The 12,856-nt window shown below is 42.2% G+C and carries 8 protein-coding genes; 7 read left to right on the forward strand and 1 reads right to left on the reverse strand.

Annotated features, from left to right (window positions below; all coding sequences use genetic code 11):
- Positions 1 to 76 precede the first annotated feature (76 nt).
- Positions 77 to 1,936, reverse strand: a complete 1,860-nt coding sequence (locus BLQ32_RS16390) for an FAD-dependent oxidoreductase (protein WP_074511218.1) — start codon at positions 1,934 to 1,936, stop codon at positions 77 to 79.
- Positions 1,937 to 2,177: 241 nt separating this feature from the next.
- Here BLQ32_RS16390 and BLQ32_RS16395 point away from each other — a divergent pair, with 241 nt between their 5' ends.
- From BLQ32_RS16395 to BLQ32_RS16430, 7 genes are all read left to right on the forward strand, one after another.
- The gene (locus BLQ32_RS16395; protein ID WP_074511219.1) at positions 2,178 to 3,635 is read left to right on the forward strand and encodes a trypsin-like peptidase domain-containing protein; all 1,458 of its coding nucleotides are present in this window, start codon (positions 2,178 to 2,180) and stop codon (positions 3,633 to 3,635) included.
- A 223-nt stretch (positions 3,636 to 3,858) separates the two neighbouring features.
- Complete coding sequence (gene galE, locus BLQ32_RS16400; RefSeq protein WP_074511221.1) at positions 3,859 to 4,890, forward strand: UDP-glucose 4-epimerase GalE; 1,032 nt, start codon at positions 3,859 to 3,861, stop codon at positions 4,888 to 4,890.
- A gap of 18 nt (positions 4,891 to 4,908) precedes the next feature.
- A complete protein-coding gene (locus BLQ32_RS16405; protein ID WP_074511223.1) occupies positions 4,909 to 5,700 on the forward strand; it encodes an ABC transporter permease in 792 nt (263 codons plus the stop codon).
- Positions 5,701 to 5,726: 26 nt separating this feature from the next.
- The gene (locus BLQ32_RS16410; protein WP_074511225.1) at positions 5,727 to 7,361 is read left to right on the forward strand and encodes an ABC transporter ATP-binding protein; all 1,635 of its coding nucleotides are present in this window, start codon (positions 5,727 to 5,729) and stop codon (positions 7,359 to 7,361) included.
- Positions 7,319 to 8,563, forward strand: coding sequence for a glycosyltransferase (locus tag BLQ32_RS16415; RefSeq protein ID WP_083335380.1), 1,245 nt, complete (start codon positions 7,319 to 7,321; stop codon positions 8,561 to 8,563). The genes BLQ32_RS16410 and BLQ32_RS16415 overlap by 43 nt, the downstream gene beginning before the upstream one ends.
- Positions 8,553 to 11,228, forward strand: coding sequence for a bifunctional glycosyltransferase/CDP-glycerol:glycerophosphate glycerophosphotransferase (locus BLQ32_RS19620; protein ID WP_083335381.1), 2,676 nt, complete (start codon positions 8,553 to 8,555; stop codon positions 11,226 to 11,228). The genes BLQ32_RS16415 and BLQ32_RS19620 overlap by 11 nt, the downstream gene beginning before the upstream one ends.
- A gap of 58 nt (positions 11,229 to 11,286) precedes the next feature.
- Positions 11,287 to 12,837 (forward strand): glycosyltransferase family 2 protein, encoded by a 1,551-nt coding sequence (locus BLQ32_RS16430; protein WP_074511229.1) that lies wholly within the window; start codon positions 11,287 to 11,289, stop codon positions 12,835 to 12,837.
- The last annotated feature ends 19 nt before the right edge of the window (positions 12,838 to 12,856 follow it).

The raw sequence follows: 12,856 nt of genomic DNA on the forward strand, positions 1-12,856 counted from the left end.
ATGCTAAAAATCCGCCAACCGAGGAAACGGTTGGCGGATTTTTGAATTTTATTGATCGATGAAGACAAAGCACTTTTTATTTTTTTGATAATTTTTCGGTTTCTACGGTGTTAAAAAGATAATGTGCAGCATAGTATCCTTCAGCCCGAATCAATTCGCGATTGCTGTCGATTCGTCCATAAAGTTCTTCATCGACTAATCCGGCTTCGAATGCCTGTTTCCATGGCTGTTTGCCAGGAGTTTCAGAAGTGAAAACTTCTATTATATAAGAAGCGAAGGAATCTCTTGTGAAGCTTTGCTCTTCAAAACCGGCTGTATTTTTCATTGATTGTAGCTTGCCGGCATATTTTTCGTGCAGGGCAGGATCGATTCTCATAAAACCGGAAGACAATAGATTGGAAAAGCTGAGCGCCTTTAACGGCTCATCTACTTGCAGGTCATTCGTATATCCGCCGACGACCAATCCATAATCCATCAAGAACTGTACCGATTCATCAAACCATTCTCCTTGGTAAGGATAAGGAAGCTCAAAGCGGTCAACCATCGCTCCTTGGCGCGAAAGAGTGTAGCGCAGTTCATTCATTTCTTCTTTATGGCCGGAAAGCTCTCTGAATGTCAGATCTTCCAGTATGGAATGTACAGCAGCTGCGCCGCCTGCTTCGCCGGCAGCCATGCCGGTTGGAATGATGCGCGCACTTCCCGCTGCCAGAGACGAATAGCCGGCTGAGCGGCTGACGACCACTAAATTCTCAACTTCCAAAGGCACAAGCGAGCGGAACGGAATGGCATACTGGGTAGGGCTCGACAATACATAGCCGTAGTCATTGATGGAAGTCGCCTGCACATCCACCGGATAGCCTCCGTAGCCGATTGAATCCCAATGGTCCGCATTTTTCCAGATATCTGACATGGGCAGCATGTATTCCGAAATGACATGGCGCGTTTCCCGGACATACAGTTCCGTTGGCAGCTCCGAGATTTCAGCCTGTTCGAAACCCGGGAAATTGGCGCGAAGGTATTCCGTAATATGCTCCGCTTCGCGGTTGCCAATTTCAAGTGCCTGTTTTTTCGCTTGTTCGTCCAGCCCATCAACGCCGAATATTTGCAGGGCGTTGATATAGAATTGTTCATCTTGTCCTTCAGGCTGTGTCCGTACAAGATTCAGCCCGCGCAGGCGAGTATTTTCTTCGGCGGGCTGATAGTCGTAATGCAGTTCGCTGAAGCCCCAGGCGACCGAATCTGTCACTTCCGCTGGACCGAACACTTCATCCTCTGCCGCTTTTCGGACACCGTCCCAGTCTAGGCCCGAAAGTTGGATCACAGGCGTCACTGCCATGAACCGGTCTTTCAAATTGATATCTTCACCGCCGACAAAATACGGAGCGCCGGCTTCGACTGCAAAATCGGCATCTTGTGTAGCATCGATAAAGCGTTTGCCGTAAACCGTCTTTTTGCCTTCAGCCGATTCCAGTGTGGCTCCCGTAACGGTATTGCTTTCGTCCTTAAGCACATCGGTAAAATTCGTATTCAAGGCGAGTGTGATGTTCGGTTCGTCTTCGACAAGTTTTAGAAAGGCTTCTTTGGCTTCGTTGATTTCAAAAGCACTGCCGCTTCCGACTTGTTCGTGCCATTCTTTGAATATGCCGCCAACTGCACTGTTTTTGTCGATTCCTTGGACCATATCGATAAAGTTCAGTTTGCCATAAGTCATCAAGCCGCCGAGGCCGTCACGTTCTTCGACCAGCAAGGTCTTCGCCCCGTTTCGGGCAGCCGAAACAGCAGCTGCTATGCCTTCGGGTTCACCGCCAAGCACAATGACGTCGTAATGGTTTTCTTTGGACGGGTTTAATGGACTGCTTTTGCCTACAGCATACGCTAAAATCCCTCCAATGACGGCGATAGCTGCCACCACAGCAATTATTGCTTTAAACTTCATGATGCTTCCTCCTAAATTTATCTAAATACTAGTTTGCTCATCTTTACTATTTTTGCATAATAATTAGGGAATGAGAAGGACAATGGCAGATTTACAATATTAAGTTTATGTAAAAAATAGATTTATTACAAAATGGAAGTCTTTATTACAAACTGCAACACTAGCTAGTCGTGCAGCGTCAATAGGTATATAATGAGACCAATTACAGCAGAAAACTATTATTCACCAGGAGGAATTTAGCATGTTGTGCAATAAATGCGGACAAGAGAATGATGTGAATGCAAACTTTTGTAAATCTTGCGGGCATTCGCTTTCTAATAATGCAAGCAAAAAAGAAAAAAGAAAAAAATGGATGTATTCGCTGATTTTATTGATTGGCCTTGGAGGCGCTGGATTTGGGGCGTCACAACTGATGCAGGAACCGCCTCAGCAGGCAGCACCAAGCGAAGAACTCTCCAGTGCAAAAGAGGATGAGCAAGAAGAAAAACAAGAACAACAAGAACAAGAACAAGAACAAGCAGAAAAACAAGGGCAAGAGCAATCTGAAGAACCCGAAGAGATAAAAGAACCGGTGGAACTGGCTGCGTCGGAAGGCAAAACTGAAGGGACCGTAACAAAAGTGGAAGACATTGTCCCGCCGTCAGAGCAGCCGGAAAAAGTGGAACCAAAAAAGAAAGACAAGCCGGCAATCATTAAAGATACGCAGCAAAAAGTATATACAATCTTAACAGAGGGCGGACAGGGATCGGGCTTCCTGTTCCATCAATCCGGACTGGTCGCAACAAATGCGCACGTGGTAGCGGGCTTCACCGATGTCATTGTCCGCAACATCAATGGCCAGGATCAGCCCGGCACAGTGGTCGGAATATCGGATGAATCCGATATTGCATTGATCAAAGTTGATGCATTTGCCGGCATCGATCCGTTGGAAAGTGAGATGAACCCGACAGACGTCGGAACCGAAGTGATTGCGCTTGGCAGCCCTTCCGGTTTTGAAAACACAGCGACCATCGGATATTTGACCGGCATCGACCGCGACTTCGAACAGGAATTCATTTATGAAGACATTTATCAGATTGACGCTCCGATTGCACCGGGATCGAGCGGCGGTCCGCTAGTAGATGCATCAACCGGCAAAGTGATTGGCATCAATTCATTGGTGATGGAAGAAGGCAATTCCATCGGTTTTTCGATTCCGTTATACTCCATGCATGGCATGCTGACCGAGTGGGTTAACAATCCGATGTCTGCAGAAGAAGTGGTAGCTAAATTCCACGTTTATGATGACTTCAGCGGCTATGAAGATGAAAACTATGAATTCGATCCGGACTTGGAAATGAAGTTTGAGGAATCGAGTTTGCATGAGTTTGTCGGTGATTTCCGTTATTATTACGAAACGGCATTGGCAGAGGAAGATTTCTTCTATGTCCAAAATCTGCTGGTATACGAGAGCGATATTTACAATGGCATCCTGGAGTATATTGGCGATATTGCCGGCAAAGAAATGGAATTCAACTTCAACAAGCTGGAAATTACTGGCACTGAAATCTTTGAAGATCATGCACTTGTCCATACAGAAGAAGCATTTGATTTTAAAAATGAAGCGGGCGAATGGTCACTCGAAGAACGCAGCAAAACTTATACAATTGTGATGGATGAAAATGGATTCTATTATGTTTCTGACATTGTAAACAAATAATTTAAAATAACATGCAAGATTTTGGACCACCTTCCTTATTATTTTTATGGAGGGTGGTTTATTTAATTTAAGTATGCTATAAATATAAAAAACATCATTTTATTATTTCTGAAAATTTAGATATAAAACTTTGTGCATAGATAGATGGCTGACGGATGGATTTTCATTGAGTTTATTGTTTCTTTTATACCAGTAAAGAATCTATAAGAAATGAGGAGTAGCTATGAAAATTCTTTTGACTGGCGGGGCAGGATATATCGGCAGCCATGCTGCAGTTGAATTATTGGATCAAGGGTATGAAATTGTCATAATGGATAATCTGTCCAACAGCAATATTGAGTGCCTGGAACGAATTAAAGAAATAACGGGGAAAAGTTTTGCTTTTTACAAAGTAGACTTATTGGAATACGATTTAATGAATCAAATTTTCAAAGAGCATTCAATTGATGCTGTCATCCATTTCGCTGGATTAAAATCGGTTGGAGAATCGGTGAAAGCTCCGCTGGACTATTACTTGAATAATATATCCGGTACCGTTAACTTATGTTCGTTAATGAAGAAGCATGGTGTCAACAAGATGGTTTTTAGTTCAACAGCAGCTGTTTATGGCAATCCGGACCGCGTACCTATCGATGAATCATTCCCGGTATCTCCGGCAAGCCCTTATGGCAGAAGCAAACTGATGATTGAAGAGATTTTGCGGGATGTATACCATTCCGATCCATCATGGCGGATAGCAATACTCCGATATTTCAATCCGATTGGAGCGCATCATAGTGGAAGAATTGGCGAAGATCCGAACGGTATTCCCGATAATCTGGTCCCTTATATTACTCAGGTAGCGGTAGGCAAAAGAGAAAAATTGCAAGTATTCGGCAATGATTACGATACACCCGATGGAACCGGTGTACGGGATTACATTCATGTGGTAGATTTAGTTAAAGGGCACTTAAAAGCTCTGGAGTATATTGAAAAGAAAAAAGGAATCGAAGTAATAAACTTAGGAACCGGTACAGGATACAGCGTGCTTGAAATTATCGGAAATTTCAGAGAAGTTACAGGCAGGCCGGTTGATTACCAAATTACAGCCAGAAGACCCGGCGATCCAGGCGTCACTTATGCCAATCCAAAAAAAGCTGAAATAATTTTGGGCTGGAAAGCAGAAAAGAATTTAAAGGATATGTGCCAAGATTCCTGGAATTGGCAAAGCCGAAATCCGGATGGATACCACTCGGCCTTGCTATCAGAAGCTTAAAAGGAGACATAACACTCTATGTTCACTATTTATATGGAAATGTGGAACCGGAGGAAAATGATTCATTCTCTTTCGCTTCAGGAAATGAAACGAGAATATGCCGGAACCTTATTTGGCTTTGTCTGGGGACTCGTTAATCCGCTGATGCGCATTGCTGTCTTCTGGTTTGTTTTCAGTATTGGGGCGCGGGCAGGTGGGCCGGTTAACGGCGCACCTTACTTTGCTTGGCTGGCCATTGGCATGGTTGCCTGGTTTTTGCTTAACGATGGTTTTCGTTTGACTCAAAAATCATTCCGCAGCAAAAGGTCTATCATTAAAAATACACCTTTTCCTATCGCTATATTGCCTGCTGTTCAGATTTTGTATTCCTATTATATTCATTTAATCTTACTAGCTGTCATTTTTACCGGGATGGCATTTACTTTACAGACTGTTTCAATTTATAATTTACAGCTCATTTACTATGATTTCGCAGCATTGATGCTTTTGCTTGGAATTGGTTCTGTGACGGCTCCTCTTGTAGCAGTCAGCAAGGATTTCGGGCGCTTTTTGGATACTGTATTGGTCTTTCTGTTCTGGATGACGCCCATCTTCTGGTCAGCAGATAATTTAGGCGTGCTGGAAAGGATCGTCAAGCTCAACCCTTTCCATTATATTGTCCAAGGCTATCGCGATTCGTTTTTCTATGGTATCGGCTTTTGGGACCAGCCGGTTTATACTTTGTATTTCTGGGGGCTGGTCTTAACTTTTTTCTTATTGGGAAACTATCTGCATAAGCGGCTGAAACCAATATTCCTTGATACTTTATAATTTACGCTCGCGAAAGGCGGATGAATATGGAGATAGCTGTCAGCGTAAAGAATTTAACGAAAAAATACAGTTTATATCAAGATCCGTGGGGGCCGATCAAAGAAGTGGTCACCCGGAAAAAATTTCATAAGGACTTCTATGCGCTGCGGAATGTTTCGCTCGATTTTCCAAAAGGAGAATCGATTGGGGTGTTGGGAAAAAACGGCTCGGGAAAATCGACATTATTGAAAGTAATCGCGGGTATTACACAACCGACAAACGGAACGTTGGACGTCAAAGGCTCCATTGTTTTTCTTGATGTCAGTTCAGGGATTGACTCCGAACTCAGCGGTTATGAAAATATTTTTATGAAAGGTACGCTGCTAGGCTTTACAAAAGGAGAAATCTTAGAAAAAGTCGAAGATATTATTGAGTTTTCAGAGCTTGGAGAATTTATCAGCCAGCCGGTAAAGAACTATTCGGCTGGAATGAAATCGAAACTCGGGTTTGCCATTTCTGTCAATGTCGATCCGGATATTCTGATTGTTGACGAAGCTCTGGCAGTCGGGGATTCAGTATTCCGAAAAAAGTGCATGAAAAAAATGGATGAATTTAAAAAACAAGGAAAAACGATCATATTCGTTAGCCACGACCATAATGCGGTGGAATCTTTCTGTTCAAAAGCAGCCTGGATCCATCAAGGTGAGTTGATTACATACGGTGATTCCAAATTTGTCAGTTCATTATATGAAGAATTTATGAACGGCAAAAAAACGATTGATTCCGTTCGGGCATCAATCGATTATGAACATTCAATTGAACAGATAAGTTATGGAACTTTTAAAGATGAAGGATTTACAATTCGTCTAAAAGGATACATCCATGACACTCACCAGCAAGACATCTCTGAAAAAACCTTTTTGGTCATTCGGGATGTACGAACCGGTGAAACTGCTACAAAGCCTCTTTCAAAAAGCGGAAAAGGATTTTCTGTCCAGCTTAATGCAAAAGAACACTCGATGTTTTTCAAACCGGGGAAATACTCTTTTAATGCAAGAATCAGTGATGGAAGCGGGGAACCCGCAGAATTTTCACTATGGGCCGGCAAGGCAGAAATCAGGCAGCACTTAGAAAACCGGAATAACCGTTTCAATTATCAATTTTCTATTCAGAAAAATATTCTTGAGTTATCCATCGGAAACCTGGATAAGTTGGAGCAGCAAGTAAACAAAATATGGTTTGATGACAAATACGCATATATTGAAGGAGTTGCATTTGTCCGCGGCTATGAAACTAGGACGGCGGAAGCAGCATCGATGATGTATTATATGACAAATCTGGCATCTTATGAACGCCTTGCGTTTCCGGCTGTAATAAGTGAAACAGAAGAAATTACAGAGAATCCGGTCTATAATCCGCAAGGCAAAGTCTATAATTTTTCCCGGTTCAGTGTTGCGATCGATTTATCCCGGCTCGAGAACGGATTGTATGAAAGCCATTTAACCTATCAGATGCATCATGCACCGGGTTATGAACTGGTCAATCTTGTCTGGGCTTCGAAACAGCCGGAATATCCAAGCAGCCCATACATTTTGGCTAATCAGACCATCGAAGCTATCACGGCTACTAAATACCTTCGATGGGAGAAAAAGGACCATCAGCTGCAAGAAGCAATCCAGTAGGTGCAAATCTATTCGCAAGGAGTCGTGCTATGCCAAGCAAGAATGTCGTTTTCCTAATAAATGAATTCAATAACCACGGCGGCGCTCAACGTGTCGCTTCTATTTTGACAGAAGAGTTCATGGCCGATGGGCATCATGTGGCCGTTTTGAGTATCAATGAGCAGAAAAATGTACCCAGCTATTTTTCGGAAGATGTCCCTGTTAAAGTGCTTCACCGGAAATATCGTGCACCGCAGCCGATTGAAATATCGTCAAACTTAAAGGACTTTAAATTCCTTAAGGTTCAAAAAGAATTGAAGCGCCGTTATCTTTTGAAAAAGAAACGGGATGAAGTTGAAGCGTTTTTCAAAGCTTATGGCAATGAAGAGGTTTACGTCATAGCGATTCAAGTATATGCCATGCAATGGATTCGGCCTTTGTTGTATAAACCGAATATTAAAATCATTGGACAAAGCCATGAAAGTGTAGCTGCAGCGAAAGGATCGAAGCGCTATAAGCGAATCTTAATTCATTATCGGCAAGTCTCAAAGTTTTTGCTGTTGACACAAAAAGATGCGGAACATTTTCAAGAAATGGGATTCACTAATACCGGAGTTATGTATAATCCTGCTCCTTTCCGAAAACTTAACCTGCCGGAAAATTTGTACAAAAATAAAAAAATTGTTTCCTCAGGCAGGTTGGTTGAAGATAAAGGATTTGATCTTTTGATTGAGGCATTTGCCAAAGTGGCGGACGAACTTCCAGGGTGGACGGTGCATATATACGGAGATGGGCCTGCAGAAAAGCCTTTGAAAAATTTGATCCGTATCTTGGGGATGGAACAGCGTATTTTCCTGGAAGGCCAAACGGAGGATATTCAAGCCGCTCTTGAAGCTGGCAGTTTCTTTGTCTTATCTTCAAAAGCGGAAGGGTTGCCAATGTCACTGATTGAAGCACAATCATGCGGATTGCCTTGTATTTCTTCCGATTGTGCACCAGGAATACGTGAAATCCTTGAAGAGTACCATAATGGTTTTATCACACCTGTGGGCGATACCGCCATTCTTTCCCGCCATATCAAGCGGTTGGCACAAAATCCGGACTTATTTTATACGTTCAGCAATAACGCCTACAGCAGCAGTGCGAAATTTGATCGGAAGGTAATTAAAAATAAATGGTACGAGCTCTTTGAGGAACTGGGAGGGGAACGGGATGGCCGCTGAAATTCAAACAAATAGACGTGCGAAACTCTCAGTAGTTGTTATTGCCTTCAATAACGAATTGTATATTGAAGAAGCCCTCGAATCGCTTCATGAACAAACTTTTGATGATTTTGAAGTTGTCGTCGTCAATGACTATTCCTCTGACCGGACAGGTGAATTGATTGACCGCTTCATAATAGATAAGCCGAAATTTAAAGCAGTGCATTTGCCGGAAAACAGCGGCGGCTGCAGCACCCCCCGTAATACCGGAGTTGCCCATACAACCGGTGAATTTATCATGTTTTTGGACGGAGATGATTGGTATACAATTGATGCCTGTGAAAAAATGGTCGAAGCCATCGAACGCACCGGTTCCGATTTTGTTGCCGGGCAAGTGATCCGCACCAATAATTATGAAATCTGGTACCGGAACCAAATCTATTCGAAGGAACGCATCAATTTTAATATACGTGAATTTACGTATATGCTTTTCGATAGCCTTTCCGTCAATAAAATCTACAAGCGTGCATTTCTGGATCAGCATGGCCTGCGTTTTCCTGAAGGAATCCATTACGAGGATGTAGTATTCACAGGCAATGCTTATTTCCTGGCAGAATCGATCAGTGTAATACCTGAACCGGTTTATTACTGGCGGGTAGTGGAAAATGCAGAAGCTAAGTCCATTACGAACCGGCGCCATGAGTTCGAGAATTTTGAAAACCGGATCATTGCCCACCGCTATTTTGATCAGTCCTTAAGGGCAAACGGAGCGGTCTTGTATCAAAAGGAAAAAAATAATAAATTTCTCCGGCATGATTTGAAATTGTACACGAATGATTATCTGCAATATGACGACGATTACAAAACTCGTTTTCATCACCTGATATATGAATATTTGCATGAAGTGATGGATGAGTATTCGTTCATTGGATTGGCGGAGCGTGACCGGATTTTATATTACTTGCTGTATATTGGAGACATAGAAGCACTCGAGGACTATATCAACTATATAAATGGATTGCCAACAAAAAAGAATCGGGTTTACAACATTGGCAGCCAATATTATTTTGAGCCGTCAATTTCAGCAAAAAACCAGGAGAAATTTTTGCGGATGGAAAAGCCAGAAATTGATTTTGCGATAACGGACATGGGTTTGACCTTGGACTCATTTAAATTTCAGAGTGAAATACAGGTAAATTCCATCGCTGAGGAAGAATTCGACTCCTATTGGGTGTTGCGGAACCGGCAAACGGGAGAGATTTTAACAGCTGTTGCATCATCTGAAGGCAAAGCCGTTTTTGAATTGCAGAATATGGTTAGCGGAAATTATTATTTATCGCTGTACGTTAAACATAAGGGCAATCTTCATCGCTTGCTCGCAAAAAACTCAAATATCAGCAAACTGCCGAATATCGAACTCAAAGACCACCATTTATCTAAAAGTATTTTTATCAATGAAAAAAATTCGTTTGCTATTCGAGTGTCGCCTTTAAAAATGATTGATCAGTTGAGATGGAAAGTGGAGCGAAGAAGGCTGGCGAAAAAACAGCAAAGAACTCCAGCTGCGGCTCAGCCTTCATCTACTCGAAAAGCATTGGAACGATTTATACCAAAACTCCCCATAAAATCAAATTGGGTCTTATTTGAAAGCCATATGGGGAAGCAATACAGCGACAGCCCTAAGTATATTTATGAGCAATTGCTGAAATCAGGCTTAAATTTCAAATTCATCTGGTCATTCCAGCAGCCGGATCAAGTTGGCCTGCCTGGGTCTGCTATAAAAGTGGAGCGGAACAGCCTAAGGCATTTCTATTATTTGAACCGCGCTAAATACTGGGTGGATAATCAGGGGATTGCCCATTTGGCAAAGAAAAAAGAGGATCAAGTGTATGTGCAGACATGGCATGGGACTCCCCTGAAAAAAATGGGATATGACCAAAAAAAAATGCCTACAAAAAGTGAATTGGCAAAGCTGAAGATCCAGACGGAAGCGTGGGATTACCTGATTTCCCCCAATCGCTATACGACGGAAATCTTACGGAGAGGCTTTCGCTACGGAGGAGAAATACTGGAAACGGGCTACCCAAGAAATGATTTACTTGTTCATCAACCTGAGAGCGTCAAACAAAATACCAGACAGTATTTCGGATTATCCAATGAAAAACATGTGATTCTTTATGCACCGACATTTCGGGATTGGGACCCAAATTCCTTTCAAAAAGTGCTCGATGATGTCCAGAGAATGAGCAAAGAAATCAATCGGAATTCCGTTATCTTAATGAGACTCCATTATTTGCTTTCAGAGAAAATATCCCAACTGGAATTGCCGGCAAACATTATCAATGCTTCTACTTATCAGGATATCCAAGAATTGTATTTGCTGTCGGATCTACTGATTACCGATTATTCGTCTGTCATGTTTGACTATGCGCTCTTAAAGCGGCCGATTGTGCTTTATTGCTACGATTTGGATGAATATATTACACGTCGAGGCATGTATTTCAATTTCACTGAACTGGCTCCAGGGCCTTTATGCCAAACGATGGACGAAGTGATGTATTACATTAACCAGCCGGATGCGCTGCGTAAATTCGAAGGAGATTTGGAGAAATTCGGTGCACGATTCAATAGCCTGGAAGATGGACAGGCTTCCATGAAAGTGGTGGAGCAGATATTTAAGAGCTGATGAAGAGGGCGTGTAGTGGCCAACTTCTGTCTCGAGCTATAGGAAGGGGGAGAGTGAAGTGCCAAGTTTAGTATCGATTGTTATTCCTGTTTATAATGCTATTCCCTATTTAGAAGAATGTCTGGCTTCAGTGCTTGCCCAAACCTATCCCCATATAGAAGTGATCATGATTAATGATGGTTCTACAGACGATAGTGAAAAGCAGTTGAGCGAATTTGCAGTCTCGGACGAGCGGTTCAAATTATATTCTCAGGAAAATCATGGCCTTGGCTATACTAGGAACAGGGGAGTAAGCTTGAGTAAAGGGAAATATATTTTCTTTTTGGATGCAGATGATACCATATCGAAAAAAGCCATTAAATTGCTGGTAGCTGCCGCAGAAGAGAATGATGCCGATTACGCCGTCGGTAAAGTAGTGCGATTTAACGAAAACCGTAGATATGTTCCTATCAGGCATGTAGAATTCAACCTGTACAACCAAAATAAGCTGACATCTTTATCCGAAAGTCCGGAGTTAATGCAGGACAGCATCGCATGCAATAAATTGTGGAAAAAGAGTTTGCTCACAGCGAATAATTTGTCTTTTAAAGAAGGCAAGTACTATGAAGATTTGACTTTAACGCTGAAGGCCGCTGTTTTAGCTAAAAAAATCAGAGTGATTGATAAAGTTGTTTACAACTGGCGAATCAGAGAACATGAAAATAATCCATCCATTACTCAGCAGCAAATGAAACTTGCCAACACCTTAGATCGTTTGGAAGCTTTGGAGAAAAACAAAAAGTGGTTGTTGGATTCCAATATGGCTGATAGGTTGATTGAAGAGCATGACTTAAAAAGTGTTTTAGACATTATTCGCCTGCATGTTATCAAGTACACTTTGATAGAAGAAGTGGAAAGAGAAGAATGGCAGTCACAGGTAGTTTCATTCCTTAACAAAATTCCGGCGGGTGTCGCCCAAAAATTGCCGAACAAAGAAAAAATCTTTTATACACTTTTAATGGAAAATAAGATGGAAGATCTGTTATTGTTTTCTAAAGTCTTAACCAATACTGAAACCTATCCGTTAATTGAGCAGCAAGAGAATCGGTTTCTCCTGAAGGGGCTTTACAAGGAATACGATATCACTCCCTCCATCAAGCCGGCAATTACAGTAGAAAGAATAGAAATGGCAGATGGGCTATGGCGGTTGGCAGGAAGTCTGATAGTGCCTAAAGCAACTGTATTGGCAGAAGGTAAGGTTTTCGCTAAAGCAAGAGAAGGCAGCTCTGAAATTCCGTTTACGCCTGTTTTGTCTGTAAGTAAAAAAATCCTTTCACATTATGCCTGTGAGGCCCAGGATTTTGAACTTGTGATTGATCCGTTGGCTTTTATGGACTCGAAACAGGATATTGTATTTGATTTTTATTTTCGCCTCGATGCCTATCCGGATTCGCCAACTTCAAGGGTCCGGCTCGGCTTTTCTCCAAGTCAGGAAAAAGGGACGGCAAGAGTACGGGGAAATATCTTGTTTTTTTACCGTACCGATTATGGAAACTTGAGCATGAAGATTCAAAAAAATACATTGAAAAAATTTATTGCAAACAAAATCCGCCCATTTATCAAGAAATAGCAAAAAAGCAATTCCCCTT

This window comes from Planococcus glaciei, assembly GCF_900099655.1.
Taxonomy (GTDB): domain Bacteria; phylum Bacillota; class Bacilli; order Bacillales_A; family Planococcaceae; genus Planococcus; species Planococcus glaciei.